The sequence below is a fragment of the Amycolatopsis mongoliensis genome (genome assembly GCF_030285665.1).
Classification (GTDB): Bacteria; Actinomycetota; Actinomycetes; order Mycobacteriales; family Pseudonocardiaceae; genus Amycolatopsis; species Amycolatopsis mongoliensis.
On the sequence record NZ_CP127295.1, the window covers coordinates 8,283,705 to 8,309,575 of the forward strand.

The 25,871-nt window shown below is 73.4% G+C and carries 30 protein-coding genes and 1 tRNA gene; 9 read left to right on the forward strand and 22 right to left on the reverse strand.

The genetic code is table 11. The features are described from left to right. Window positions 1–143: 143 nt before the first annotated feature. The 3 genes from selB to QRX60_RS39700 form a co-directional block, all read right to left on the reverse strand. Complete coding sequence (selB, locus tag QRX60_RS39690) at window positions 144–1,853, reverse strand: selenocysteine-specific translation elongation factor (RefSeq protein WP_285996596.1); 1,710 nt, start codon at window positions 1,851–1,853, stop codon at window positions 144–146. Continuing rightward, window positions 1,844–3,127, reverse strand: coding sequence for an L-seryl-tRNA(Sec) selenium transferase (selA, locus tag QRX60_RS39695; RefSeq protein WP_285996597.1), 1,284 nt, complete (start codon window positions 3,125–3,127; stop codon window positions 1,844–1,846). Before selA ends, selB begins: the two co-directional genes overlap by 10 nt. Continuing rightward, window positions 3,127–3,221: transfer RNA gene (locus tag QRX60_RS39700), tRNA-Sec, on the reverse strand. The genes selA and QRX60_RS39700 overlap by 1 nt, the downstream gene beginning before the upstream one ends. Before the next feature lie 54 nt (window positions 3,222–3,275). Here QRX60_RS39700 and selD point away from each other — a divergent pair. Further along, window positions 3,276–4,268 carry a selenide, water dikinase SelD gene (selD, locus tag QRX60_RS39705; RefSeq protein ID WP_285996598.1) on the forward strand — a complete coding sequence of 331 codons (993 nt, stop codon included), beginning with the start codon at window positions 3,276–3,278 and terminating at the stop codon, window positions 4,266–4,268. 34 nt (window positions 4,269–4,302) lie between these two features. Beyond that, on the forward strand, window positions 4,303–4,515 hold the full coding sequence (locus tag QRX60_RS39710) for a DUF2795 domain-containing protein (RefSeq protein ID WP_285996599.1): 213 nt from the start codon (window positions 4,303–4,305) through the stop codon (window positions 4,513–4,515). Here QRX60_RS39710 and QRX60_RS39715 read toward each other — a convergent pair. Then, window positions 4,512–4,793: a hypothetical protein gene (locus QRX60_RS39715; protein WP_285996600.1), complete on the reverse strand. Its 282-nt coding sequence runs from the start codon at window positions 4,791–4,793 to the stop codon at window positions 4,512–4,514. The genes QRX60_RS39710 and QRX60_RS39715 overlap by 4 nt on opposite strands. A gap of 54 nt (window positions 4,794–4,847) precedes the next feature. Between QRX60_RS39715 and QRX60_RS39720 the strand changes: the two genes are divergently transcribed. Beyond that, entirely contained in the window at window positions 4,848–5,414 is a 567-nt protein-coding gene (locus QRX60_RS39720) for an isochorismatase family protein (RefSeq protein WP_285996601.1), read from the forward strand. 325 nt (window positions 5,415–5,739) lie between these two features. Here QRX60_RS39720 and QRX60_RS39725 read toward each other — a convergent pair whose 3' ends face one another. Together QRX60_RS39725 and QRX60_RS39730 are read right to left on the reverse strand one after the other, a co-directional pair. Then, window positions 5,740–6,642 carry a serine hydrolase gene (locus QRX60_RS39725; RefSeq protein ID WP_285996602.1) on the reverse strand — a complete coding sequence of 301 codons (903 nt, stop codon included), beginning with the start codon at window positions 6,640–6,642 and terminating at the stop codon, window positions 5,740–5,742. Beyond that, entirely contained in the window at window positions 6,639–7,505 is an 867-nt protein-coding gene (locus QRX60_RS39730; RefSeq protein ID WP_285996603.1) for a LysR family transcriptional regulator, read from the reverse strand. The genes QRX60_RS39725 and QRX60_RS39730 overlap by 4 nt, the downstream gene beginning before the upstream one ends. A 108-nt stretch (window positions 7,506–7,613) precedes the next feature. Here QRX60_RS39730 and bla point away from each other — a divergent pair, with 108 nt between their 5' ends. Next, window positions 7,614–8,516 carry a class A beta-lactamase gene (gene bla / locus QRX60_RS39735; protein ID WP_285996604.1) on the forward strand — a complete coding sequence of 301 codons (903 nt, stop codon included), beginning with the start codon at window positions 7,614–7,616 and terminating at the stop codon, window positions 8,514–8,516. On the opposite strand, the gene rimO is transcribed toward bla, so the two are convergent. The 8 genes from rimO to QRX60_RS39775 form a co-directional block, all read right to left on the reverse strand. Then, window positions 8,500–9,867, reverse strand: coding sequence for a 30S ribosomal protein S12 methylthiotransferase RimO (rimO, locus tag QRX60_RS39740; RefSeq protein ID WP_285996605.1), 1,368 nt, complete (start codon window positions 9,865–9,867; stop codon window positions 8,500–8,502). The genes bla and rimO overlap by 17 nt on opposite strands. Before the next feature lie 4 nt (window positions 9,868–9,871). Continuing rightward, the gene (locus tag QRX60_RS39745) at window positions 9,872–10,180 is read right to left on the reverse strand and encodes an uS12 family ribosomal protein (RefSeq protein ID WP_285996606.1); all 309 of its coding nucleotides are present in this window, start codon (window positions 10,178–10,180) and stop codon (window positions 9,872–9,874) included. 94 nt (window positions 10,181–10,274) lie between these two features. Next, window positions 10,275–10,907, reverse strand: coding sequence for an NAD(P)H-dependent oxidoreductase (locus tag QRX60_RS39750; protein WP_285996607.1), 633 nt, complete (start codon window positions 10,905–10,907; stop codon window positions 10,275–10,277). A gap of 32 nt (window positions 10,908–10,939) precedes the next feature. Further along, window positions 10,940–11,191 carry a hypothetical protein gene (locus tag QRX60_RS39755; RefSeq protein ID WP_285996608.1) on the reverse strand — a complete coding sequence of 84 codons (252 nt, stop codon included), beginning with the start codon at window positions 11,189–11,191 and terminating at the stop codon, window positions 10,940–10,942. 85 nt (window positions 11,192–11,276) lie between these two features. Continuing rightward, window positions 11,277–12,536 carry a PucR family transcriptional regulator gene (locus QRX60_RS39760; protein ID WP_285996609.1) on the reverse strand — a complete coding sequence of 420 codons (1,260 nt, stop codon included), beginning with the start codon at window positions 12,534–12,536 and terminating at the stop codon, window positions 11,277–11,279. A gap of 24 nt (window positions 12,537–12,560) precedes the next feature. Continuing rightward, window positions 12,561–13,259, reverse strand: coding sequence for an alpha/beta fold hydrolase (locus QRX60_RS39765; protein ID WP_285996610.1), 699 nt, complete (start codon window positions 13,257–13,259; stop codon window positions 12,561–12,563). Window positions 13,260–13,279: 20 nt separating this feature from the next. Beyond that, entirely contained in the window at window positions 13,280–14,383 is a 1,104-nt protein-coding gene (locus QRX60_RS39770) for an FAD-dependent oxidoreductase (RefSeq protein WP_285996611.1), read from the reverse strand. Continuing rightward, window positions 14,380–15,069 (reverse strand): TetR/AcrR family transcriptional regulator, encoded by a 690-nt coding sequence (locus QRX60_RS39775; RefSeq protein ID WP_285996612.1) that lies wholly within the window; start codon window positions 15,067–15,069, stop codon window positions 14,380–14,382. Before QRX60_RS39775 ends, QRX60_RS39770 begins: the two co-directional genes overlap by 4 nt. Before the next feature lie 434 nt (window positions 15,070–15,503). Between QRX60_RS39775 and QRX60_RS39780 the strand changes: the two genes are divergently transcribed. After that, window positions 15,504–15,929, forward strand: coding sequence for a DoxX family protein (locus QRX60_RS39780; protein WP_285996613.1), 426 nt, complete (start codon window positions 15,504–15,506; stop codon window positions 15,927–15,929). 273 nt (window positions 15,930–16,202) lie between these two features. Here QRX60_RS39780 and QRX60_RS39785 read toward each other — a convergent pair whose 3' ends face one another. Further along, entirely contained in the window at window positions 16,203–16,709 is a 507-nt protein-coding gene (locus QRX60_RS39785; protein ID WP_285996614.1) for a VOC family protein, read from the reverse strand. Between the two features lie 37 nt (window positions 16,710–16,746). Then, complete coding sequence (locus QRX60_RS39790) at window positions 16,747–17,391, reverse strand: TetR/AcrR family transcriptional regulator (protein WP_285996615.1); 645 nt, start codon at window positions 17,389–17,391, stop codon at window positions 16,747–16,749. Between the two features lie 50 nt (window positions 17,392–17,441). Between QRX60_RS39790 and QRX60_RS39795 the strand changes: the two genes are divergently transcribed. Next, entirely contained in the window at window positions 17,442–17,888 is a 447-nt protein-coding gene (locus QRX60_RS39795) for a YybH family protein (protein ID WP_285996616.1), read from the forward strand. A 175-nt stretch (window positions 17,889–18,063) separates the two neighbouring features. Here QRX60_RS39795 and QRX60_RS39800 read toward each other — a convergent pair whose 3' ends face one another. Both QRX60_RS39800 and QRX60_RS39805 read right to left on the reverse strand, forming a co-directional pair. Next, a complete protein-coding gene (locus tag QRX60_RS39800; RefSeq protein WP_285996617.1) occupies window positions 18,064–18,822 on the reverse strand; it encodes a D-Ala-D-Ala carboxypeptidase family metallohydrolase in 759 nt (252 codons plus the stop codon). Window positions 18,823–18,947: 125 nt separating this feature from the next. Then, on the reverse strand, window positions 18,948–19,097 hold the full coding sequence (locus QRX60_RS39805) for a hypothetical protein (protein WP_285996618.1): 150 nt from the start codon (window positions 19,095–19,097) through the stop codon (window positions 18,948–18,950). 34 nt (window positions 19,098–19,131) lie between these two features. Here QRX60_RS39805 and QRX60_RS39810 point away from each other — a divergent pair, with 34 nt between their 5' ends. Continuing rightward, window positions 19,132–20,001 (forward strand): alpha/beta fold hydrolase, encoded by an 870-nt coding sequence (locus QRX60_RS39810; RefSeq protein WP_285996619.1) that lies wholly within the window; start codon window positions 19,132–19,134, stop codon window positions 19,999–20,001. A 4-nt stretch (window positions 20,002–20,005) separates the two neighbouring features. Beyond that, window positions 20,006–20,596 (forward strand): TetR/AcrR family transcriptional regulator, encoded by a 591-nt coding sequence (locus QRX60_RS39815; protein ID WP_285996620.1) that lies wholly within the window; start codon window positions 20,006–20,008, stop codon window positions 20,594–20,596. On the opposite strand, the gene QRX60_RS39820 is transcribed toward QRX60_RS39815, so the two are convergent. Together QRX60_RS39820 and QRX60_RS39825 are read right to left on the reverse strand one after the other, a co-directional pair. Beyond that, window positions 20,593–21,141 (reverse strand): dihydrofolate reductase family protein, encoded by a 549-nt coding sequence (locus tag QRX60_RS39820; protein WP_285996621.1) that lies wholly within the window; start codon window positions 21,139–21,141, stop codon window positions 20,593–20,595. The genes QRX60_RS39815 and QRX60_RS39820 overlap by 4 nt on opposite strands. A gap of 165 nt (window positions 21,142–21,306) precedes the next feature. After that, window positions 21,307–22,428, reverse strand: a complete 1,122-nt coding sequence (locus QRX60_RS39825; RefSeq protein WP_285996622.1) for a S1 family peptidase — start codon at window positions 22,426–22,428, stop codon at window positions 21,307–21,309. 466 nt (window positions 22,429–22,894) lie between these two features. On the opposite strand from QRX60_RS39825, the gene QRX60_RS39830 reads away from it, so the two are divergent. Then, window positions 22,895–23,983 (forward strand): mandelate racemase/muconate lactonizing enzyme family protein, encoded by a 1,089-nt coding sequence (locus QRX60_RS39830; RefSeq protein WP_285996623.1) that lies wholly within the window; start codon window positions 22,895–22,897, stop codon window positions 23,981–23,983. Between the two features lie 68 nt (window positions 23,984–24,051). On the opposite strand, the gene QRX60_RS39835 is transcribed toward QRX60_RS39830, so the two are convergent. Together QRX60_RS39835 and QRX60_RS39840 are read right to left on the reverse strand one after the other, a co-directional pair. Next, complete coding sequence (locus QRX60_RS39835; protein ID WP_285996624.1) at window positions 24,052–24,381, reverse strand: hypothetical protein; 330 nt, start codon at window positions 24,379–24,381, stop codon at window positions 24,052–24,054. Between the two features lie 101 nt (window positions 24,382–24,482). Next, a complete protein-coding gene (locus tag QRX60_RS39840; protein WP_285996625.1) occupies window positions 24,483–25,790 on the reverse strand; it encodes a sensor domain-containing diguanylate cyclase in 1,308 nt (435 codons plus the stop codon). Window positions 25,791–25,871: the final 81 nt, after the last annotated feature.

Below are 25,871 nucleotides of genomic sequence, written 5' to 3' on the forward strand. Positions count from 1 at the left end.
AGGTCCAACCATTCCGGCGGCGGGTTCTTCAGTCGCGGCCACCCGGCTGCCCTGATGACGTGAATGACTCATTCCTGTCATCAGGCGACAGGAATGAGTCATTCACGTCATGTCGGCGCCCGCCGGAGTCGGCAGCGTTCCCGTCAGCTCGTGCGGCGGGTTCCGTCGCCCAGCGGTTCGGTCAAGCCCGCCGCGTCGAGGCGTTCCAGCAGCGGGATCATCACCCGGCGGGTGCTGTCGAGCGCCCGCCGCGCCTCCGACACCGTGAACGGCTGGGGCAGCGAGCGCAGCTGCGTGACCGCGCGCTCCTCGACGTCCGGTCCCAGCACCACGCCCTCCGCGACCGCCGTCAGCCGGCCCAGGCGGACAGCTGCCGCCAGCTCGCGGCGGCCCAGGCCCAGCGCCCGCAGCTCGTCCGCCTCCGGGGCGCGGAACGGGTGCTCGGCGAGCCGCTTCGCCACCGTCGCCAGCGCCTTCTCGACCGACGGCGTCAGGCCGCCCGGCCGGCGCACGAGCCCGCCCGCCACGTCCAGGCCGGTGCCCGCCAGCAGCGGGCCGACCAGTTCCGGCGCGGGCAGGCCGAGCCGCTGCCGCAGTGCCTCCACCGGCACCCCGGCCGCCACCGCGTCCCAGCCGCGCACGATCGCTGCGGCCTCGGCGCGCAGCCCGGCGAACCGGGCCGGGTCGACGCGCCAGCCGCCCACCCGGTCACCCGTCTCGGGCAGCCCCAGCACCGCGAAGTCCGCGGCCCGCACGAAGCCGTTGCGACGCAGGTAGGTCCGCGCGAGATCCGCGTCGGTCAGCTCGGCGCCTCTCGCCCGCGCCGCACCACGGCGCGCCAACGGAGGCGGCCGGACGTCGAGCACGTCGAACCCGGCGGCGATCCGGTGTTCACCGGGGTCGCGCAGCAGCCCGCGGTCTCCCACCCGCAGCGGCAGCGGGGCAGCCGTCGTGAGCCGTGCCGTGTCCGTCCCCAGTGGACGGACGCGCACCGGCACCGCCGCCGTGCCGAAGTGCAGCACGAGGTTGCGGTGGACGTCCGCGTCGCGCAGCCGGACGTCGAACTCGGCCGTCGCGTGCCATCGGCCCGGCGTGAGCAGGACGTCGCCGCGGCCGACGTCGGCGTGCGCGGTGCCGCGGAGGTTGACCGCCACCCGGGCCACCGCCGGCACCCGGTCGTGCGGCTCCCCGAGCGCCTGCAGGCCGCGGACCTTCACCCGCGCGTCCCCGAGCAGCAGCTCGTCGCCGACGGCGATCGTCCCCGCGGCGAGGGTGCCCGTGACGACCGTGCCCGCTCCCGAAACGGTGAACGCCCGGTCGATCCACAGCCGGACGTCGGCGTCCGGATCGGGCGCGGGCAGCCTGCCGGCCAGCGCGGCGATCGCCGATCGCAGCTCGTCGAACCCCGCGCCGGTGCTGCCGCTGACGGCGACGCTCGGCACCGCGCCCAGCGACGTGCGGCCGATCTCCTGCGAAGCGGCCTCGGTAGCGGCCGCCGGGTCGGCCCGGTCGGCCTTGGTGACGACCAGCAGCCCGCGCCGGACGCCGAACGCGTCGAGCGCGGCGAGGTGCTCGGCCGACTGCGGCATCCAGCCCTCGTCGGCCGCGACCACGAACAGCACCGCCGGCGCGGGCCCGGCGCCCGCCAGCATGTTCGGCACGAACCGCTCGTGGCCCGGGACGTCCACGAACGCGATGTCCTCATCCCCGATCCGCGTCCAGGCGAACCCGAGGTCGATGGTGAGCCCGCGGCGGCGTTCCTCGGCCCACCGGTCCGGCTCCATCCCGGTCAGCCGGCGCACGAGGGTCGACTTGCCGTGGTCGACGTGCCCGGCCGTGACGATCACCCGCATCGGCGGACGGCTTCCAGGAGCTTCGCGTCCTCTTCCGGGCGCACGGTCCGCAGGTCGAGCAGGCACCGGTCCCGCTCGACCCGGCCGACGACGGCGGGCTCGCCCGTCCGCAGCGCGACGGCGTACCGGGCGGGCAGGCTCACCGCGGCGCTCGGCAGCTCGACCCCGGGTGCTCCCCCGCCGCCGACGGCCGACACGGACGAGGCCACCCGGGCGTCGACGCCGTCCAGGGCCCGGACCAGGGCCTCCGCCCGCTGCCGGAGGTCCGCGACGGACGCGTCGAGGGCCCGGCGCACGGGCGGTTCCGGCCCGCGAAGGGTCGCTTCGAGCGCGGCCAGCGTGAGCTTGTCGACGCGCAACGCCCGCGCGGCCGGGTGCCGCCGCAGCCGTTCGACGACGTCGGCGTCGCCGAACAGGACGCCGGCCTGCGGACCGCCGAGCAGCTTGTCGCCGCTGGCCGTGACGACCGTGGCACCCGCCCGCAGCGCGCTCGTGGCATCCGGTTCGTCCGGCAGGAGCGGGTGCGGCGTCAGCAGGCCGGAACCGATGTCGGCGACCAGGGGTACCCCGAGGCCGGCCAGCTCGCCGAGCGCCGCTTCCGACGTGAAGCCGGTGACCCGGTAGTTCGACGGGTGCACCTTCAGCACGAAGCCGGTCTCCGGACCGACGGCGCGGGCGTAGTCGCCGACCGACGTCCGGTTCGTCGTGCCGACCTCGCGCAGCCGGGCGCCGGCCGACGCCAGGAGGTCCGGGATGCGGAAGCCGTCCCCGATCTCGACGAGCTCGCCCCGGCTGACGACGATCTCCCGGCCCGGGGCCAGCGCGAGCGCGCAGAGCAGCAGGGCGGCCGCGTTGTTGTTGACGACGTGCACGGCGCCGGCGTCCGGGACGGCCGCGGCCAGCGCCGCGAGGGCACCCCGCCCGCGCCGGGCCCGCTCGCCGGTCGCCAGGTCGAACTCGACGTCGGTGGCGCCACCGGCCGCCACCAGGGCGTCGAGCGCGGCCGCGGACAGCGGGGCCCGGCCGAGGTTGGTGTGCACGACGACCCCGGTCGCGTTGACCACCGGCCGCAGCGACGCCGCGCTCGCCGGGAGCCGCGAGAGCACGACGTCGACGACGTCGGCCGCGGCGATCTCACCGGCTCGCGCGGCCTTCTGGGCGTCCTGGATCGCCGCCTTCACCAGGTCCCGGCCGAGTGTCCCGGCGAACTCGGCGATCCGAGGCTCGGCCAGGACCGCGTCGGTCCGCGGGATCGCGCGGCGCGGGTCAGGCATGGCGGAGGCGGACGGGAATCGAACCCGCCAGCGGCAGGACCTGCCGCTCAACGGTTTTGAAGACCGTGCCGGTCACCAGGCCGGATACGCCTCCCTGCACCATGGGAGCCATCCTGCCAAGTTCGCGCCCGGCGGGCACGATGAACCGGTGGCGCTCCGACTGACCCAATACGCGCACGGCGGCGGCTGTGCGTGCAAGATCCCGCCCGGCGAACTCGAGGAGGCCGTCCGCGGCCTCACCGGCAGCACCCCCATCGACCCGGCCGGCGAGCTGCTCGTCGGTCTCGACACCGGCGACGACGCGGCCGCGGTCCGGATCTCCGGGTCGGTCGCACTCATCGCGACCACCGACTTCTTCACCCCGGTCGTCGACGACGCCTACGACTGGGGCCGGATCGCCGCGGCCAACGCGCTTTCCGACGTCTACGCCATGGGCGGCACGCCGGTGGTGGCGGTCAACCTGCTCGGCTGGCCGCGGGAGACGCTGCCGTTCGAGCTGGCGGGCGAGGTGCTGCGCGGCGGGCTCGACGTCTGCGGCCAGGCAGGCTGCCACCTGGCCGGCGGGCACAGCATCGACGACCCGGAGCCGAAGTACGGGCTGGCCGTCACCGGCGTCGCGGATCCTTCGCGGCTGCTGCGCAACGACGCCGGCCGCGCGGGGGTGCCGCTGACGTTGACCAAGCCGCTCGGCACCGGCGTGCTGAACTCGCGGCACAAGGCCACCGGGGAGCGGTTCGCGCAGGCGATCGACGTCATGACGACGCTGAACGACGCCGCCGCCCGCGCCGCGCTCGCCGCCGGGGCCGTCTGCGCCACCGACGTCACCGGCTTCGGCCTGCTCGGCCACCTGCACAAGCTGGCCAGGGCCAGCGGTGTCACCGCCCGCCTCGACCCGGCGGCCGTGCCCTACCTCGACGGCGCGCGCGAGGCGCTGCTCGCCGGGTACGTCAGCGGCGGCACGCGCCGCAACCTCGACTGGGTGCGCCCGCACGTGGACCTGTCCCGGATCTCGCCGGACGAGGCCCTGCTGCTGGCCGACGCGCAGACGTCCGGCGGCCTGCTGGTCGCCGGGGAGCTGCCCGGGCACCCGGTGATCGGGGAGCTCGTGCCGCGCGGGGACCACACGATCGTCGTGGGGTGAGTTTCGGGTGCGCGACCGCGGGTACGCGCCGGTCATGCCTGCACCGGACCGATCCAGCCTCGAACAGCACCTGGCCGAGACCGAATACCCGTGCGGCCGCGAGGAGCTCCTGCGGCGCGCGGCCGCGGCCGGCGGCGGCGACTCCGTGCTCGGCCCCCTCGGCGGCCTGCCCGGCGGCGACCGGTACGACGACTTCGACGCCGTGTGGGAGGCGGTGTCGGCGAAGCACGTCGGCGGGGCGCGCTAAGCGAGCCGCTCCACGGCGTCGCGCGCTTCCTTGAGGTCCGCGCCCGTGTTCTCGCGGTAGGCCTTGATCGCCTGGATCTTCTTGCCTTCGCGCAGCAAGGCGGTGACCTCGGCGAGCCCCGGCTCTTCGACGGTCACCCCGAGCTGGGCGACGATGGCGTCCAGCTTCCGTTCCATCCGCTCGAGCCGGCGGCTGAGCCTGCGTTCGGTGGCCGACGATCCCAGTCCGACGACCACGACGAGCAGGACGACCCCGAGCAGCAGCATCCCGTAGTCCATGGCGGGTCATGCTACGGCGCGAAAACTGTCGGTGCCCGCGTTTAGGCTGGCGCCATGACGACATTGACCGACCGTCCGAACACCGCCTTGCTGATCGTCGACGTGCAGAACGGCGTGATGGAGGGGGCGCACGACCGTTCGACCGTCCTCGCGAACCTCGTCGCCCTGGTCGAGAAGGCGCGCTCGGGCGGGACCGAGGTGGTGTGGGTGCAGCACACGAGTTCGGAGCTCCCGCGCGGGAGTGAGGTGTGGGAGTACGTGCCGGAGCTGGTGCGCCGCGAGCCGGAACCGTTGGTGCACAAGGAGTACGGCGATTCGTTCGAGGACACCGACCTGGAGTCGGTGCTGGCGGCGCGCGGCATCGGCAAGCTGGTGGTGGCGGGAGCCCAGACGGACGCGTGCATCAGGTCCACCCTCCACGGCGCGATCACCCGCGGCTACGACGCGACCTTGGTGGCCGACGCGCACACGACGGAGGACCTGACGGCGTACGGGGCCCCAGAGCCGGGGGCGGTCATCGCGCACACGAACCTGTACTGGCAGTACCACACGGCGCCGGGCCGGACCGCGGGGACGGTGCAGACGGCGGAGGTCGAGTTCGGGGTGACGGCACCGGCCTGAGCCGCTCCGGGATCGTCGGGTCCGGTGACTTGCGCGCGGGCGGGCTGGGCTCGGGCCGGGGCCGATGTGGGGTTGGTGGGTCCCACGCACCCAACGCGGCGTTGGGGCGCGCCCGCGCACCCAACGCGGCATTCGCTGCGCCCCACGCACCCAACGCGGCATTCGCTGCGCCCCACGCACCCAACGCGGCATTCGCTGCGCCCCACGCACCCAACGTGGCGTTCGGTGCGTTCCAGCCGAACCGGCCTACTGCGCGGTGATCGTCAGCAGCCCGCTCGACACCGCCGGAGCCCCGGGCCACGCCGCCGCGGGGCCCAAGCCCAGCTCATTCCCCGCGCAGATGATCGCGCAGGGCCCGGGCCACGCGGGCCATCAGCACGTCCGCCTCGGGCTGGAGGACCGCCGGGACCCGCGACTCCGTCAGCGCCACCACCCCGAACACCCGCCCGTCCGCGTGCTCGACCACCCCGGCCTCGTGCCGCAGGTTCAGCAGCGTCCCCGTCTTCGACGACCACCGGGCCGCGTCCGAGGCGAAGTCCGGGGTCAGCCGGTGGCGGATCACGTTGTGCGCCATCAGCTCCCGCACGCCCGCCGCCACCGACGGGTCGATCTTCGACGGCGTCCACAGCGCCTGCAGCAGCTCGAGCACGCCCCGCGCCGACGCCGCGTTCGCGCGCGTGACGTCCAGCTGGGCCAGCCGGTGCCCTTGCCCGGCCGTGCCCGCGCCGATCGCCAGCGCGTGCGCCAGGTCCACCTCGCCGGCGTCGAACCGCTCGGCCGGGGTGTCGACCAGGTCCGCCATCAGGTGGCGCACGGCGATGCCGCGCAGACCCCAACCCTCAAGCGTGCGCAAGACCGAGTCGGCCGGGGTGAGCCCGAACAGGACGTCGGCCGCCACGCCGTCGCTCAGCGCCGTGCTCAGGTACAGCAGGTCGTCGACGGCGATGCGGGCCGGGTGGCGGAATCGCGTCAGCCCGATCGGGCCGGGCGTGGTGACCCCGCCGGGCTCGACCTCCAGCTGCGTCGCGCCGTCCAGTTCGCCGCGGCGGATGCGCTCCAGGGTCGCCGCCGCCAGGGGGACCTTGACCAGCGACGCGATCGGGTACACGCGGTCCGGGTCGATCCCCAGCTCGTGCCCGGACCGCAGGTCGCGGACCAGGAACGACCCGCGCAGCCCGCCTTCGTCCAGCTCCGCCCGCAGCCGCCGGACCAGCCCTTCCGCGCTCATGCCCCGGCTCCCAAGCACCGTGCGACCGCGGAAGACAGTCCACGCAGCCGGTCGGCGTCTTCGCCCAGTGCCGCGGCGACGTCGAAGCCGCGCGCCAGCGCGACCTCCCCGACCGGCCGCCAGTGCAGCCCCAGCTCATCGGCCTGCGCCGCCGAGCACAGCAGCAGGTCCGCCGAGCCGAAGACCGCCGCGGCCGCCGCGGTCAGCGAGCCCGCCACGGCGACCTGGGCGGGCGGCAGGCCCACGGCGTCCCGCACCCGAAGCAACCGGTCACGGACGTGCGGGACGTCGTCCTCCGGCTGGATCCAGACGTGGCGCCGGGAACCGCCGGACCGCCCGGTGCGCAGGGTCTCCAGGTGCACGACCCGCGCCTGCGGCGCGACCACTCCGGCCAGCCCCAGCGGCACGGACCACACGCCCTCGTCGGCCGGGACCGCGACGAGCGCCGCCCGCACCTCCTGCGTGCGGGCGAGCTCGGCCCGCTCCCCCGGCGGCGCGACGCGGAACTCCAGGTGGACCTCCAGCGCGCGGGCCTCGGCGGCCAGTTCGGCCAGCTCGCGCACGCGGCAGGTGTCCGGAACGGCCACGCGCATCGGCCGCAGCCGCGCGCGCTGTGCGTCGTGTTCCAGCGCGTCGGCCAGCTGCACGAGCCGCCGGGCCGAGGGCAGCACGTCGCGCCCGAACGGCGTGAGCCGCGCCCGGCGGGTGGAGCGGTCGAAGAGCCGTTCGCCGAAGTGCCGTTCCAGCGCGGCGATGCGCCGGCTCGCGACCGGTTGCGGGATGTGCGCGACGGCGGCGCCCGCCGTGAAGCTCCCCGCCTCGCTCACGCTCACGAACGCCCTGCAGCCGCCGACCAGGTCCACGCCCTCACTCTATGCGGTTTCGGCATCGAACCGCGCACTTCCGTCTTGGACAGCATGAGCGAGCCCGACGACACTGCGGATGTCGATCAAGACCGGAAAGGATGTCCTGTGCCGTTCCCCCACGTCCGGTGGGCCGCGCTCACCGCGCTGGCCCTCGTGTCGCTCACCGCCTGCACCGCCGAAGCTCCCGCTGTGGCCCCGCCGGCGCCGACGCCGTCGGCCGGCGCGCCCGCCCCGCAAGCGGACTTCGCGCCGCTGGAGCGCGAGTTCGACGCCCGCCTCGGCGTGTACGCCGTGGACACCGGCTCCGGCCGCGAACTCGCCCACCGCGCCGACGAGCGCTTCGGCTACGCCTCGACGCACAAGGCGTTCTCGTCCGCCGCCGTGCTCCAGCGCACCAGCCTCGACGGGCTGGCGAAGGTGCTCAAGTACACCCGCGCCGACCTGCAACCCCACTCGCCGGTCACCGAAAAGCACGTCGGCACCGGCATTTCCCTGCGCGACGCGATCGACGCGGCGCTGCGCTACAGCGACAACACCGCCGCGAACCTGCTGTTCGAGGAGCTCGGCGGACCGCCGGGGCTCGGCGCCGCGCTGCGCGGGATCGGCGACACGACCACGCACGTCGACCGGACCGAACCGGGCCTCAACGACCTCGCGCCCGGCGACCTCCGCGACACCAGCACCCCGCGGGCGATGGCCGGGAGCCTGCGCGCCTTCACCCTCGGCACCGCGCTGCCGCCGGAGAAGCGGCAGTTCCTGACGGACACGATGCGCGCCAACACCACCGGCGCGACGGTCATCCGGGCGGGCACGCCCGCGGGCTGGGCCGTCGCCGACAAGACCGGCACCGGAGACTACGCGACGCGCAACGACATCGCCGTCGCCTGGCCGCCCGGGCGCGCGCCGATCGTCGTGGTGGTCATGTCCGACAAGAAGGCGAAGGACGCGGACGCCGACGACCGGCTGATCGCGCAGGCGGCGAAGCTCGTCTTCAGCGCTCTTCGGTGAGGACGCGGGCCTCGAGGTCGACGCCGTGCGTGCCGATCACCTCGGCGCGGACGAGCGAACCCGGTTCCGGCGCCGTCCCGGCGAACGTCACGTGCCCGTCGACCTCGGGTCCCTGGTGCGCCGCCCAGCCGCGTCCGCCGGTGCCGACGACCACGTCGACGACGGCGCCGAGCCGGTCCTCCGCGCGACGGGAGACCAGGTCGTCGGCGAGCACCGACAGCTCCTCGACACGCTCGGCGAGCACTGGCGCCGGGACCTTGCCCGGCAGCGCGGCGGCCTCGGTGCCGTCCTCGTCCGAGTACCCGAACACCCCGGTGGCGTCCAGCCGGGCCTGCTCCAGGAAGAGCTTCAGCTCGGCGAAGTCGGCATCGGTCTCGCCCGGGAAGCCCGCGATGAAGTTGGACCGCACTCCGGCGTCCGGCGCCACCGCCCGGATCCGCTCGAGCAGCTGCAGGAAACGCTCGCGGTCGCCGAACCGGCGCATCCGGCGCAGCACCGGCCCGCTCGCGTGCTGGAACGAGAGGTCGAAGTACGGCGCGACCCCCGGCGTCCCGGCGATCGCCTCGACGAGGGTGGGCCGCAGTTCGGCCGGCTGCAGGTAGCTCACCCGGACCCGGTCGGCGACGGCGGCGAGCTCCGGCAGCAGCTTCTCCAGTGCCTGCAGGTCGCCGAGGTCCTTGCCGTACGACGTCGAGTTCTCGCTGACCAGCACCAGCTCGCGCACGCCGTGGCCGGCGAGCCACTCGGCCTCGGCGAGGATTTCGGCGGGCGGCCGCGAGACGAACGCGCCGCGGAAGCTCGGGATCGCGCAGAAGGTGCACCGCCGGTCGCAGCCCGAGGCCAGCTTCAGCGGTGCGATCGGGCCGCCGCCGAGCCGGTGCCGCAGCACCCGCGGGCCGCTCGCGGGACCGTGCCCGGGTACGTGGGCGACGGCCGCGGCGGGCCGCTGCACCGGCGTGATCGGCAGGAGCGTGCGCCGGTCGCGCGGGGTGTGCGCCGGGCGGGTCCGGCCGTGCAGGACGTCCTCGATGCGCTCGCCGATCTCCGGGTAGTCGTCGAACGACAGGACGGCGTCGGCCTCCGGCAGGGCGTCGGCGAGCTCGCGGCCGTAGCGCTCGGCCATGCAGCCGACCGCGACGACCTTCGCGCCCTTGCCGGACGCGGTCAGGACGGTGTCGATCGACTCCTTCTTGGCCGCTTCGATGAAGCCGCAGGTGTTCACCACGACGACGTCGGCCTCGTCCCCGGCTTCGGCCAGGCGCCAGCCCGCACCGCCGAGGCGGGCGGCGAGCTCGTCGGAGTCGACTTCGTTGCGCGCGCAGCCCAGGGTCACCAGGGAGACGGTGCGCACGCCGTCAGTCCGCGACGATCTCGCCGTGGCCGGGCTGGTCGCCGATCGCGACGACGGAGTCCTCCGGCGGCCGGTCGCCGATGGCCCGGGTCTGCACCAGCACCGGCGCGTCGACGGCCGGCGCGACGGCGGTCAAGGGCAGGTAGGCGGTGATCACCATGCCGCTGGCCAGCAGCACGCGGGCCATCTTCCGGCGCCGGTCGCCGACTTCGTGGACGCCGACGCACGTGCCCCACTGCTGCCCGGCCGGTGCCTCCGGCGCGGTTTCCTTGCGGCGGCGGCGTTCTTCGGCCATGCGCTCGAGCATGCTCACGGTTCCCCCTCGTCGGGCCGGTGCCGGGTCGAGCCGAGAGTCGCACGCCGCGGGAAGCCGCCTCAAGGTCTTCACCGGAAGTGGCCGGAACCGGTCAGTGACCACCGAACAGGCGCCGGACCTCGGCTTCGACGTCGTCGAGCCAGGCCGCCCGGCGCCGCTCGTCCGCGTCGGCGACCACCCGCAGCACCCGCCGGCACACCTCCGGCTCGCCGAGGTAGGGCGCGAGACAGCGCTTCCAGATCGCGTCGAGCGGGTCGCCGAAGAGTGTCCGCTCCCGCTCCTCCGTGGTGTCGGACGTGTTGACGACGAGCACCCGCCGCAGCGAAAGCAGCGACTCCGGCGCGCCGCCGGCGTCGTCGAGGCGGTACGCGACGCCGGGAACGAGGATCCGGTCGAGCCAGCCGCTGAGGATGGCGGGCGGCTTGCCCCACCAGTTCGGGTGAACCGCGACGAGCCCACCCGCTTCCCGCAGCTCCTCGCGGTGCCGCCGCACCAGCGGATCCGGCTCCGCGGCGAGGAACTCCGCCGCCCGGGTCCCACTCGTGTACGCCTCTTCCGCGGTGAGCACCGGGTCGAAACCCTCGGCGTAGAGGTCGTGGAAGAACACCGGCCGCCCGGCGCGGGCCAGCGCGTCGCGCACCCGCGCGGCAAGGGCGTGGTTGAAGCTTCCCGGCCGGGGATGGGCCAGCAGGACCACCACCGGCCGGGCCGTCTCGTCGAGCACCGCGTCAGCTTGCCACGGCGCCGGCCGCCGGCTCAGCCGGCGTTCGCCAGCAGGCCCGGCCCCGACGGCGCGTTCCGCATCAGGCAGGCGTGGCACGGCATCCCGCGCAGCCCGTCGAGCACTTCGGCCTCGCCGGGGAAGATCGCCTCGCCGCACAGCGCGGTCAGCTGCGCCGGCACCGCCCCCGCGGGCGGGACGGGGATCAGGTGGCAGACGCGTCTGCTTTCGCCGACGACGCCTCGGCGTAGCCGCACCAGCGCGAGCATCCCACCGTTTTCAGCCATACACGGACCGTAGGCCGAACGGCTCATTCCGGCTTCGTGCCCGCGCACCAACGATCTTCGGCGGCGGTGGTCCGGGGTACCAAAGTCACGCCGCCGACAGCACGGCCGCACCCAATCGGTGGCTCAGGTTGAGCGCGAGCTCGACGTCCAGGCGGCTTTCCGCGAGCTCACGCGGCAGCAGCTCCTGCGCCTTGCGGACGCGGTACTGCACCGAGTTCTTGTGCATCGTCAGCTCGGCCGCGGCCGCTGTGTAGCTGCCGCCGGAGGCGAGGAACACGCGCAGGGTGTCGCGCAGCCGCGCACAGTTCTCGTCGTCGGCGCTCAGCGGCCCGAGCGTGCTGGCGACCCACAGCCGGGCCGCGTTGAGGTCGGTCGTCATCAGCGCGACGGTGCCGACCTCCCGGAACGTCAGCACGCGGTCGGCGTGCTCGCCGGCGGCCAGGGCCAGCGCGTGCACCCGGCGGGCCTGCTGGTGGGTGTCGCGGAAGCCGGCGACGCCGGTGCCGGGGTCGCCGACCGTCACGCGCACGCCCGGGTCGGCCTCCGCGAGCACGGCGTCGAGGTGCTCGCGGCGGATCGACGCCCCCGGTGCGAGCGGGAGCCACGCCCACGCACCCGCCTCGTCGCGGGGCACGAACAGCGGGCGCCCCTGCCCTCCGGCGCGCTCGAGCACCGCGCCCGCGACCGACTCCAGCAGCGACAGCACGTCGTGGGCCTCGGACGCGTGCCAGACCACCATCCCCACGTGCGTGCCGCGCAGGCGGTAGCCGATGACCGCCTCCGCCGCGTCGACGTCGGACGGCCCGCCGTTCTCGCTCAGCAGGTCCAGCACCTTCGCCACCCGCGCGGCACTCCGGTTGACCATCCACTTGTCGCGTTCGTCCTGGTAGACGCCGACGAGCTGGCGCACCACCCGCGTGATGAACTCGTAGGCGACCTTGAGCAGCCGGCGCATCATGGCCCCGAGCAGGGCCGCGTCGTCGACCAGCCGGATGCACTCCTGGAACCCGAAGTCGAGCATCGCGGCCTGCCCGAGGTCGTACGCGCGGATCAGGTCGAACACCGGGGTGCCGCGCTGGGCCAGCCGGCGCGCGTACTCCATGGCCGCGGCCGGTGGCTCGACGGTCGCCGGGTCGATGCCGTGCCGGAAGATCTGCAGGGCGGTCTCGATGTTCTGGTAGACGCTCGCCGACAGCAGGCTCACCATGCGCTCGTCGTCGTTGACCAGCTGCGGCAGATCGGCCGCGTACAGCTGGACCAGCTCCCCGGTCAGCTCGGCCGCGCGGTCCGCGAGGGTGGCGGCGATCTGCCGGATGCGGTCCGAGACGATTTCTTCGTCCACCATGGAGCCACCTTACGGGGTGGACGATCAAGCTCGTCCGGCGAACTCGTCGATCAAGGCGAACGTTTCGGCCGGGGCCTGAACGTGCGGCACGTGGCCGGCGCCCGCCACGACCTCGAACCGCGCGTCGGCGAACGCGGCGGCGTAGACCTTGCCGAACTCCGGTGGCACGACGACGTCGTCCGCGCCCCAGACCAGCAGCGCCGGGATCCGGACGCGCGCGAGCCGGCGCAGCAGCTCCGGGTCGGCGATCCGCGGCCCTGCGTAGGCCCGCAGGGCGGCCATGTCCGCGGGGTCCGGCCCGGGCGCGCCGGGCGGCGGCTGCGGCAGGCTGATGGAGTGGCCCTCGACGTCAGGGCCGATGCCGTCGAGCACGACCAGCCCGCCGAGGCGGCGACCACGGTCGCGGACGGCCATTTCGGACGCGACCCAGCCGCCGAAGGAGCTGGCGACGACGAGGACGTCGCCCGCGTCCTCGTCGTCCAGGAGGTCGAGGTAGGTCACGGCGAGGTCGTCGACGCCGGAGAACCAGTCCGGGCGGGGCGTGCCGGCCCAGCCCGGGTGCGTCGGCGCGAGCACGCGCGAATCCGGCGCGAAGTGCTCGACGATCGGCTCGACACCCCGTGGGCCGGCGCCGCCGTGCAGGACCAGCACGGTGCGGTCGCCGCCGCCGGTGTCGACGAGGGGGATGTCCAGCCCCGGATGGGGGCGCAGCGTTCGGGTCATGGTGGTTTCCTTCCGCAGGTTCAGTGCTGGGCGGCGAACCGGGTCATCTGCTCGACCATCGCGCCGGGCGCGTCCGGCCGGAAGCAGGCTTCGAGGTTGTCCGCGGAGTCGCGGGCGGCTTCTTCCGTCCGGGGGAACAGTGCGGCTTCGTACGCCGCGAGAGCGCTTTCGACGTCGTCGTGGCCGGCCAGCGCGAGGGCCAGTTCGGCGGCGTCGAGCATGGCGAGGTTCGCACCCTCGCCCGCGAACGGCGACATCACGTGCGCGGCGTCGCCGAGCAGGGTCACGCCCGGCACCCGGTCCCACCGGTGGCCGACCGGCAGGGCGTGGATCGGGCGCGGAACCAGTGCGCCGTCGCCTTCCGCGAGGAGGGCGCGCAACCCGGCGTCGAAGTCGGCGAAGACGTCGAGCAGCCGTTCGCGGTCGGCGAGAGCCGTGACCGCGGCGGGGTCTTCGTTCTTCACGGCGGCGTACACGCGGATCCGCCCGCCGCCGTTGCGCTGGGCGATCAGGCCCTTCCCGCCGGCCAGCGCGAACATCGAACCCGGGCCGACGAGCGCGGCGGCGGCGGGGTGCTTGTCGTCCACATCGGACAGATGGGCCTCCACGAACGACAGTCCGGAGTAGACCGGCACGGCGGCCGACAGCAGCGGGCGGACCTTCGACCACGCGCCGTCCGCGCCGACGACCAGGCCGGCCTCGACGACCTCGCCGGTGTCCAGGGTGAGCCGGCCGGCGGCCACCGCGGTCACCTTGGTGCCCCAGCGCACGACGCCGTCCGGCAGCGACTCGGCCAGGATCCGTTTGAGCGCCCCGCGATCCACCTCGGGCCGGGTGCCGCCACTCGCTTCGGCGGCCTCCTCGAACCGGACGACCCCGTCGCGGTCGAGGATCCGCAGGGCCTCCCCCTCTTCCCTCGCGACGACGCGGAACTGCTCGATCAGGCCGGCTTCGGCGAGGGCTCGCAGGCCGGACTCCTCGTGCAGGTCGAGCGTGCCGCCCTGGTCGCGGGCGGTGGGTGAGGCGTCGAGCTCGTAGACGGTCGAGGCGATGCCACGGGTGTGCAGGACGCGGGCCAGCGTGAGGCCGCCCAGTCCCCCGCCGACGATGGCGATTCCGGTCACGAGGTCTCCTCGGGTTCGGGCCGCGGGGTGGCGAGCGCGCCGTTGAGCAGCGCGTCGAACGCCCACCGCGCGCGGGCGGGGCCGGGGCCGGACACCAGGTCGGCGGCCAGCGCGGCGATGTGCGGATGGGTCTGTGGGGAGGCGGTGGCCAGGGAGTCGGCCATGACCTCGTGCTCGCGGTCGGCGCCCGGCTTCTCCCGGCGGCTGCCGTGTTCGACGGCGGTCGCCGTGGCGGTCAGCAGCAGCACGTCGACCGCCCAGGCGGCCTGGCCGGGCGCCATGCCGCCCTCGTCGAGCAGCGCGAGGACCGCCTCGACGACGGCCAGGTAGTGCGGCCCGCTCAGCCGGGTGACCAGCGCGACGCGAGCGAGGCTCGGGTGCGCGAACAGCACCGACCGGTAGGAGTCCAGCACCGCCCACAGGCGTTCGCGCCAGTCCCCGGTGCCGCCGAGGTCGACCTCGGCCAGCAGTTCGTCGAGCACCGCCGCGTGCAGCTCTTCGGTGTCCTTGACGTAGACGTAGAGCGAGGCCGGGCCGGTGTCGAGCTCCTTGGCGAGCCGGCGCATGGTGACGCGCTCGACGCCTTCGGCGCGCATCACCGCGACCGCCGTCGCGACGATCCCTTCGCGGGTCAACGCCGGTTTCGTCGGGCGCTCACGGCGGTTGTAGGTGCTTTCCGGAGCCATGCCTCCACTGTAGCGAACATGTTCGTTCCGAGCACGTTCGTGACGAACATGTTCGCACAGTCTCCGTCACACCCTCGGCCGGCGCACGCAGGGGCGCGGGTGACCGAACTGATCCGCCGGCCCCCAGGCGCACCTCTGACCGTGAACGCGACCAGCCGAAAAGAATCGGAAACAATAGCGAAACACGGACCAGTCGATTAACTGGTCTGGACCACTATCCGGCGATCACCCATCTGGCGGTTTCCGTTGCTGCCACAGCATAAACCGAAAGGTATAGACCACTAGGGGGTATTCCCCCGGAAAACCGGTTAAGCAACTTTCGGGGGGTGTGTGACCTTCTCACGAGCGGTATATCTGGAATACACCGAATCCACAGTGGCCGGCGGCACCGCCGGCCGGTTCGATGCCGCCCGCACCCCGCCACCGGAGGAACCATGCACCGCCTGGACCCGGCCCGCGACCACGTCATCGGGCTCTACCGGATCGTCATCGGCTTCCTGTTCGCCTGCCACGGATTGAAAACGCTGTTCGGCCTGTTCGGCGCGAAGGCCCCCGCCGCCGTCGGGGCGTGGCCCGGGTGGTGGGCCGCGGTGATCCAGCTCGTCTGCGGCGCGCTGATCTGCCTGGGCCTCGGCACCCGGGCAGCCGCCGTCCTCGGGTCCGGCTCGATGGCCTTCGCGTACTTCACCGTGCACCTGCCGACCGGCCTGCTGCCGATCCAGAACGGCGGCGAGGCGGCGACCCTGTTCTGCTGGAGCCTGCTCGTCGTCGCGTTCGTCGGCCCGGGCCGCTTCGCGCTCGGCAACCTCCCCGCCCTGCAGCGGCCTTCCGAACCGGCGCGGGCCCGCGTCACGACCTAGTGTCGCGCGTCCGAGGTTCGTCGACGGTGGGGCGTGAGTGAGAAACCGTGTTCTAGCCCTGTTTCACACTCACGGCCAGCCCCGGCAGCCTCGGCCCGTGCAGCCCCGCCCGCGACGACATGAATGAGTCATTCACCTCGTCCGGCGACATGAATGACTCATTCATGTCGCCGGACCAGCCGCTGTGACCCTCGGCAGATCCAGGTCCGATGCACCCGACACCACTTCGGCGCGCAGGGCCAGTCCGCTGTCGACGAACCTCGGACGCGCGACCTAGGGGCGCGAGATCCCGACGCCACTGCGGGCGTCGGGACCGTACTTCGCCAGCTCCGCCGCGAGATCGAGCCGCCCGTTCTTCGACCGGTCCTCGTCGGTCAGCTGCTCGCGCGGGATGATCCAGACGACCTCGAACTCGAGCCCGCTGGGATCCTTGGCGTACAAGGACTTCGTGGTGCCGTGGTCGGACGAGCCGACCAGCGCGCCGGCTTCGGTGAGCCGGCCGGCGAGCCGCTCGAGGTCGCCGAGCGTGTCGACTTCCCACGCGAGGTGGTACAGCCCCACCGACGTGTCCCCCGCACCCGAGTCCGCGGCGTGCGCGCCGAGCTCGAAGAGGCCCAGGTCGTGGTCGTTGGTCGATCCGGGCGCCCGCAGGAACGCCGCACCGCGGTGCGCGTCGCCGCCTTCGATGTAGTCGAAGCCCAGGACGTCCCGGTAGAACGCGACGCTTTCGGCCAGATCCCGGACGTAGAGCACGGCGTGGTTCAGGCGAAAGATCGACATCGGGGCTCCCGCGCGCGGCACACAATCGGTTGAAGTTTCAACTGAAGGCTACCACGAACGACGACACCCAGAGCCGGCCGAGCCAGGCCGCGTACCGCTCGTCGGACCACTCGCGGCCCTCGACGAGCCGGTGCCACAGCGTCCCGTCCGTCGTGGACCACAGCACGTCGCGGCACTCCTCCTCGGCGACCGCGAGCTGCCCGGTGGCCGAGGCCGCCTCGGCGTGGCCGGCCATCGCCGCCAGCCGCTGGCGGTCGATCTCGGCGAGCATCGCCGCCGCCGCGGGGTCGCTCGCCGCCGCGCCACGCACGGCGAGGTGCAGGCGCGCGGTCCGCCGCATGGCCGCGGTGTTGACGACCGCGAACGCCGTGAACCGGGCTCGCAGGTCGGGCTCGGCGAAGAGGGCCCGCAGCTCCGGGCGTTCCAGCATGGGCACGTCCTCGTCATCCCCGCCGACGGCCACGTCCCACGTCCGGTGCAGCAGCGCGGGCTTGTTCTTGAACGCCGAGTAGACCGTCTCGGGCGCGACCCCGGCCTCGGCGGCGACGTCCGCAATGGTCGTCCGGCCGTAACCCTTCGTGACGAACAGGGTGTGCGCCGCGTCCAGGATGCGGCGCCGGTTCTCCCTCGCCTGCTCCTGGCGCCGGCTCGAGTCGTACCGCCGCTTGACGGGCCCGCTCATCCGATACATCCTCACTGTATTGAAAACAGTCCGACTGTATTGGAGTCATCATGCCATCACCCGCCGACGAGTTCCTGGCCGACGTGCTGCCGCGGCAGAACGCCGCCGAACGAGCGATCCACAACGGGGACGCGGGCCCGCGCACCGCCCTCTGGTCGAAGGCCGACCCGGTGAGCCTTTTCGGGGCCTGGCTGCCGATCCGGACCGGCTGGGCGGACGTCAGCGCCGCCTTCCGCCGGGTCGCCGCCCACTTCTCCGACTCACGCGAGTACCGCTTCGAGGTCGTCGCCGCGGGCACGAGCGGCGACCTCGCCTACACGATCGGCTTCGAGCACAACACCGTGTCGGTCGACGGCAGACCGAAGACCTACACCCTGCGCGTCACGCACGTGTACCGCCGCGAAGACGGCGAATGGAAGATCGTCCACCGCCACGGCGACCGGCCACCGGACGAACCCGGCCCCAAGGAAATCCTCACGGCGGCCCACTCTCGGTAGGTCCGGTGACCGACCGGGCGACAAACCTTCGACACCGCATCGAGGCCCTGGTCAGGCACCCCGGCGGTTCGTAGGGTGGGTTCACCGCAGGACACCGTGTCAGCTGTCCCGCGGGCGGTGGTGCCCCCGGATCCGACCTTTCCCCGAAGCCAAGTCCGGGGCATCACCGCGCACCTCAGCTGATGGTGCCGCTCTCCCACCACCAGCTCTGCGAGCCGTAGGCGTACTCGACGCGACTGTCGACGTGCTGGTGCGCGTCCGAGAGCGTGTACCGCTCCAGGCCGGAGAAGCCGCAGGCTTCGGCGAGCACGTAGACCTGGCGGGTGCTCAGCCCGCTGACGTAGGCGTCGGCCGCGGTGCCGTAGAGGTGCATGCTGTTCGAGGCCCCGCCGACGGACTGGTTGTGCGCGATGCTGCGGAAGCCCGAGGAGATCGTGATCGCCCGGCCGCCCGCCTTGAGCCGCAACGCCTCCAGCTTGTACATCAGCCGCCGGACGTTCTCCTTGACCGTCGCCGCGGCGACCTTCCCGCCCCCGAACCCGGTGCCGTCCTTCGACATGAACTCGCTCCACTCGAAGTGCGCGGTCGAGCCGTCGGCCGACTCCAGTGCGTTGAGGGCGGCGAAGTCGTCGGCGTCGGCGACCCCGTTCGCCGTCAGGTGGTTCGCGGCCTGGAAGCGCTTCAGCGCGGCCGCGGTGCCCGGCCCGAACTCGCCGTCGACGGCGACGTACGTCTGCTGCGGACCGTCGGCGGCCCAGCCGGCGACGCGGATCTGGAGCTCCTTGACGGCGGCGCCGGTCGAGCCCGACTGCAGCGAAGACGGCCACGCGTAGGCTTCCGCGATCGCCGGGAAGGCCGTCATCGCGGCGACGCCACCGGCCAGGGCGAGCCCGGACTTGATCAGGGTGCGGCGGTCGAAGCGGGACGGGCTCATCGAGACCTCCGGGGTGCTCGGCGACAGGGGCGCCGCAGCAGACACCGGCCGGCCAAACATCCGCCAACGACCACCGCCGGGTGGCGCGACGCCTCGTCTCGATCGGCGCATCGGCCGTGAATTCCTCACGAGCCGGGTCGCCGATCGGCGGCGAGCCCACGCCGGTCCGCGGCGTCCTCGAGCACGTTCGCCTCGCGCCCGCGCACCGGGGGCTCGTCGCCCACCCGCAGTCGGTGATCCCGGGCGAGGCCGGCGAGGTTGCCGTGGAGCTTCATTTACATACATACACCACGTATGTATTCTCGTCCCATGACGACACGGAGCGAATCCCTGGGCCAGGAGCACCGGGTCCGGCTGCCGGCCGGCGAGGTGCGGTACTTCGAGCGGGGCGAGGGCGCCCCGGTGGTGTTCGTGCACGGGGTGCTGACGAACGCCGAGCTGTGGCGGAAGGTGGTGCCGGACGTGGCCGCCGCCGGGTTCCGGTGCCTGGCCCCGGATCTGCCGCTGGGCTCGCACGACATCCCGATGCGCGCGGACGCCGACCTCTCCCCCGCCGGCAACGCCGACCTGATCGCGGACTTCCTCGACGCGCTGGATCTGCGGGACGCCACGCTCGTCGCGAACGACACCGGCGGCGCGCTGACGCAGATCCTGCTCAGCCGCCGTCCGGAGCGGGTCGGGCGGGTCGTGCTCACACCGTCCGACTGCTTCGAGTACTTCTTCCCGCCCGTCTTCAAGGCGCTGCCGCCGATCGCCCGGATCCCCGGTTCGATGGCGGTGCTCGGGCAGCTGCTGCGGATCCGCGCGCTGTACCCGCTGCCCCTGCTCTTCGGCTGGGTGGTCAAGCGGCCGCTGCCGGACGCCGTCGCACAGGCCTACCTCTCGCCGCTGCGGAAGTCCGCCGACGTGCGCCGCGACCTGCGCAAGCTGCTGAAGGACGTGCACCCGCGGCACACGCTGGCCGCCGCGGAGGCGCTGCGGACCTTCGACCGGCCCGTGCTGCTCGCGTGGGCCCCGGAGGACAAGCTGTTCCCGATCAGGCTGGCCCACCGGCTCGCCGGACTGCTCCCGGACGCGAAGGTCGTGGAGGTCCCGGACTCGTACACGTTCCTGTCCGAAGACCAGCCCGCCGCGCTGGCCGGGCACATCGTCGAGTTCGCGGGCGTCATGGCAGATTAGGCGGGTGCGACGTACCCAGCAGGACCGTTCCGCCGGCACGAAGGCCGCCCTGGTCGCCGCCGCGCGCGAACTGTTCGCCGCCCGCGGTTACCAGGCCGTCCCGGCGGACGAGATCACCCGCGCCGCCGGCGTCACCCGCGGCGCGCTGTACCACCACTACGCCGACAAGCAGGGCCTGTTCCGCGCCGTCGTCGAAGAGCTCGAACGCGAACTGACCGAAGAGGTCGAGGCCGCGTTCGCCGGCGGCGCGGACCCGCTGACCGGCATGCTGCAGGGCCTCGGCGTCTTCCTCGACGCCTGCCTGCGCGAAGAGGTCCGCCGGATCTCCCTCACCGACGCCCCCGCCGTGCTCGGCTGGGACGTCTGGCGCGAGATCGAGGCGGAGCACGGCCTCGGCCTGATCGTCTCCGTGCTGGAGCAGGCCAGGGCGGACGGGCTGATCGTGGAGACGCCCGTCCGCGCCTTGGCCCAGCTGGTGCTCAGCGCGGTGATGGAGGCGGCGAGGATGATCGCCGCGGCGGACGACCCGGCGCGCACCCGCGCCGAGGTGCAGCAGGTCCTCGGCGGCTGGCTCGCGAGCCTCCTGCGGACCTAGCGCGTCCGGTAGGTGCTGAGCACCGCCGGCCCGGCCTGCGTGGTCGAAACCAGCCGCAGGTCCGCGGGCGCCGCGCCGTCGAAGAGCCGCCTGCCCTCCCCCGCCACGCTCGGGAAGACGAGCAGGCGGTACTCGTCGACCAGGCCGCGGCGGCCGAGTGTCTGCGCGACCCCGACCGAGCCGATGACGATCACGTCCCGTTCCTCGCGCTCGACCGCGTCGACGAGATCTCCCCGCAGCAGCACGGAGTTCTGCCACGCGGTCACGTCTTCGAGCGTTCGCGAGGCAACCAGCTTCGCCGCGGCGTTGAGCCGGTCGGGGAACTCGCCCGAGCGACCCGGCCACAGCTTCGCGAACAGCTCCCACGTCGTCCGGCCGAACAGGAGGACGCCGGTGTCGAGCAGCTCACCGAGCCGGAACTTGTCCCCGGCCACGGCTTCCGGGCCGTGCCGGAACGCCCAGCCGCCGGCGGCCGTGCCACCGGAGCCGTCCGGGTCCTCGACGACACCGTCCAAGGTGAGGAATTCGACGACGATCACGCTCATGACCACTCCCGGTGGGTTCGCACCGCGCCCCGGTGGCGCGGCTCCACCGGTACCTACCGGCGGCGCCCGCCGGATTCATCGGTCAGGGGAGAACGGAGGTGCGCACGACACCGGTCGGGACCACCGGTCCGATGGGGGACCCGCGACCGGTGCCGTGCGCGGCCACTACGCCGTGACGAGCGAGAGGCCGTAGGTCTGCAGGATCTCGTTCACCGGCTGGAACCACGTCTCGCCGCCGGAGCTGCAGTTGCCCCAGCCGCCCGAGGTCACGCCCTGGGCCTGGTCGCCGGTGATGAACGAGCCGCCGGAGTCACCGGGTTCGGCGCAGACGTTGGTGCGGGTCACCTGGTAGACGGCGCCCTGGGAGTAGTTGACCGTTTCGTTGAGGCCTTCCACGACACCGCAGTGCCAGTGCGTCGTCGAGCCCGAGCGGCACACCGACGTGCCGGCCGGTGCGACCCAGGAGCCGCGGACGAGGGCGTCGCTCACCGTGCCCCAGCCGAGCACGACCGGTGCGGTCCACCAGCCGTTGCCGATGCGGATGAACGAGTAGTCGTTGCCGGGGAAGGAAGAGCCGGCGAAGGTGCCCATCGCCGAGCCGTCCCAGCCGACGACCGAGCTGCCGACGCCGCCGCAGTGCCCGGCGCTCACGAAGCCGCCCTGCACGGAGAAGCCGATCGAGCAGCGGGTGTTGCCGTTGATGTAGTAGGGGTCGCCGCCGACAGTCCCCGCCGAGAACGGCTGGGCGGCCGGCGCGGTCGCCACCGTTACCGGGCCGGCTTTGGCGGCCCGGGCGAGGAAGGCGTCGACGTCGGCGCTGTGCGCGCCCGGCCGCAGGGTGACCACGACGCTGCCGGCGCGCGGGTCGGCGCGCCAGCCGCTGACGGCGGCCGGCGCGGGGTCCGCCTTGGCGGAGGCGTCGATCGCGGCCTTCGCCGCGTCGAGCTTCGCGGCGCTGACCCGCGCCGTCGTGGGCTCGGCGCCGGCCTGCCGGACGGCGGCCGCCGCGGCCGGGTCGGTCACGCCGACGACGAGCTTGCCGAGAGCGGGGTCGAACCAGGCCCCGCCGAACGCGGCACCGGCGGCCCGCTGCGCGGCCGGCATCACCCGCGCGGCCGTCACTTCCTGGCCGAGGCGGGTTTCGGCCTGGGCGGCGGTCAGGCCGAAGTCCCGCTGCATGGCGGCGATCAGCCCGGGCGAGGCTACGGCCGGGGCGAGCGACGCGGAGGCGAGGGACGCGGTCAGGACGGCGGCGCCGCCGAGAGCCAGGGCGATTCTTCGACGCATGAGGTCTCCTTCGAGGCAGGGGGAAAGAAACACACCGTGCGCCGAGTGTGCGGTGAGGCGTGGAGATGGTCCAGATTTGTCCGGTCTTCTGTCCGCAATTCGCGGAGGCGAACGACTGTCCATTGCGGACTTCACGGCGGATTTCTTTGCTGGAAAACATGTTTACGGCGCACGAAACAACCGCGAACAGGTCCCGCCTGTCCGCGTCGACGAAGGTCTGGACCAAGTAGAGCACGCGAGCGCGGGTGACGAGCGGAACCAGAGTCTGCGGGGCACCAGACGTGCATGACCGTCCCCCGCCCGCCCGCAGGCGGCCGACGGTCGGCCGTCCGCAGTCCGTGACCACAGGCGGCGAGCGACGTCCCCCAGCGCGGCCCCCGCCACCGCCGGGCGCGCCGGCCGTTGACAGCCTCCACCCCTCCAGCCAGAATCATATTTCCTATAGGATTCTGCGTCAGGGGGATCGTTGACTGTCGTCACGCGGGCCGAGGCCTTTCTCGTCGATGTCGAGGTCGAGCAGGCGCGGACCGACGCCGTGCAGGCGTTCACTTCCCAGGAGACCGTCTTCGTCGAGCTGACCACCGCCGACGGCGGCAGCGGGCTCGGCTACTCCTACACGATCGGCACCGGGGGCAGCTCCGTCGTCGCCCTGCTGCGCGACCACCTGCTCCCCCGGCTCGTCGGGCGGGACTCGCGGCTGGTCGAAGCGCTCTGGCGAGACCTCTTCGCCGCCACCCGGGCGACGACCGTCGGCGCCATCACCTCACTCGCGCTCGCCGCCGTCGACACCGCGCTGTGGGACCTCAAGTGCCGGCGGGCCGGGGAACCCCTGTGGCGCGTCGCCGGCGGGTTCCGGCCGCGCGTTCCGCTCTACGACACCGAGGGCGGCTGGCTGCACCTGAGCACCGAAGAGCTCGTCGCGGGCGCGAAAGCCGCCACGACCGCCGGGTGGGGCGGCGTCAAGGTGAAGATCGGCAAGCCCGACGCGAGCGAGGATCTCGAACGGCTCACCGCGGTCCGCGAAGCCGTCGGGCCGCGGTTCGGCCTGATGGTGGACGCGAACCAGTCGATGACGGCCGCCGAGGCCGTCCGCCGGGCGGCGGCGTTCGGCCCGCTCGACCTGTGCTGGCTGGAGGAACCGCTGCCGGCCGACGACGTGTCCGGGCACGCCCGGCTCGCCGCGGCGACCACCGTCCCGATCGCCGTGGGCGAGTCGCTCTACTCGATCGCGCAGTTCCGCGACTACCTGCACCGCGGCGCCGCGTCGATCCTGCAGCCCGACGTGGCCCGGGTCGGGGGCATCACGCCGTGGCTCAAGGTCGCCCACCTCGCCGAGGCCTTCAACGTCGAGATCTGCCCGCATTTCCTCATGGAACTGCACGTGAGCCTCGCGGCGGCCGTGCCGAACGGCCGGTACGTCGAGCACATCCCGCAGCTGCGGGCGATCACGCGGACCGAACTCGCCGTCGAAAACGGCCACGCGGTGCCCCCGGAAACGCCCGGGCTCGGAATCGACTGGAACCGCGACGCGATGGACGACCGCCGCACCTGCTGAAAAAGCACCCCGGACACGACACCGCCCGGCCACCCGGAAATCGGGTGGCCGGACGGCTCCTGCGGAAATCAGATTTCGTCGACCCGGTAGGCGACCACCCGCGCCGGGACGAGCAACGCGCCCGCACATTCCGCGACCGCCGGGCCGAATCCGTACGGCACGAAATCACCGGCCACGTACCAGAACGCGCTTCCGTTGGCACACTGCGCGATCACGCGGTACCCGTAGCCCTCACCCGGAAAGCAGCTGACCGAGACGCCCTGCCCGAAGAGCGTTCCGTAGCGCTCGCCGAAACAGCCGGGTGGCGCGAAGTCGCCACCCGCCGCGGCCGCCGGCACGACCGACAATCCGAACAGCGAAAACACAGCGACCGCGAGAACCGCCAATTTCCTTCGCATGACCACTCCTCAGCGCGGAGAACCCCGACGTTACGAAGCTTAGGAGGGCGGAAGAATTACCGGCAATTCATCGGGCCAGTGAATGCGTGCGCAGCGGAAAGTCACCACGCTGCTCCATCCGGGCTAGCCCGCGACCCTGACGGATGGCGGACGGTGCGCGCAATTCCTCCTCGGCTGACGCAAACCCGATCCCGGCCGGAGTTCTTCGCTTCGTAAACGGCCTTGTCCGCGGCTCCGAGCACCTCGTCGACCCCGCGGTCCGCGGCCGGGTGGACCGCCACCCCGATCGACACCGAAAGCCCGGCGATCTTCGTCCCGTCCGCCGCCACGACGGTGAGCCCCGCCACCGTGTCCCGGATCCGCTCGGCGACCGCCACCGAGTGGACCCGGCCGAGGCCGGGCAGCAGCACGACGAACTCCTCACCGCCGCACCGGCCGACCGAGTCGTAGATCCGCGCCTCGCCCTGGACGGCCCCGGCGACCGCGCGCAGGACGTCGTCGCCCGCCAGGTGCCCGTGGGTGTCGTTGACGCGCTTGAAGTGGTCGAGGTCGAGCATCAGGATCCCGCAGTCGCCCCCGATGCGCGCCGCCCGGCCCAGTTCGGCCTCGGCCCGGGCCCGCCACTCCGCGATGGTCAGCACCCCGGTCTTGGGGTCGCGGCCCGCCTGCAGTTCCAGCCGCCGTCCCAGCTCCCCGCGCCGCAGCAGCACGAGCGGCAGGACCAGCAGCGGAACCAGCCACGGCCGGGCGGCCGGCAGCACCGCGGCCGCCGCCCCGAGGCACAGCGTCGCCGCGTCCAGCACGTTCTCCGGCACCGACCCGGCCGGCGACAGCAGCGGGCGGGCCGGCTCGTGCAGCTTGCACCCGATCATCACCAGCAATGTGTTGACCAAGAAGAACGTCAGCCCCGCGGCCACCGTCGCGGCCTCACCCGGCGCGCCGGTGCCGAGGCCGGCCAGGTCGGCGGCGCCGCGGGCGGCGAAGATGGTGACCACGCACGTCGCCACCGAGCACGTCAGCCGGTACAGCCGCGCGCCGGGGACGCTCGCCATCCGCAGCCACAGGTGGCCGTGGATCAGCACCGTGAGCACGGACGCGAGCGCCGGCGGAGTCGAGAGCGTCGCGGCGAAGAACCAGACCGAGCTGACGCTGACGTGCGGGTTCCCGGCGAGGAACCGCTGCATCCGTTCGGCCTTCGCCGACAGCTCGGTCTGCACCACCGCCGTTCCGAGCAGGATCGCGCAGAAGGGCCATTCCCGCGCGGTCGGTGCCGTCGACGGCACCGCGAACGGCAGCACGACCGCGGTGGCCTCGAGGACCAGGTAGTGCGGCAGCACCCCGGGCGGCGCGGTGCGCAGCCGGTCGGGCCGCGCCGGGTGTGCAGCACCGGGTTCCCCCTGCTGATCCACTTTCCCTCCCGTGGCGGTGGATCGGCCGGGCTCCCCCACCCGGCCCCACCACGACAGGCGCGCGGGGCGCCCGGCGGAAGC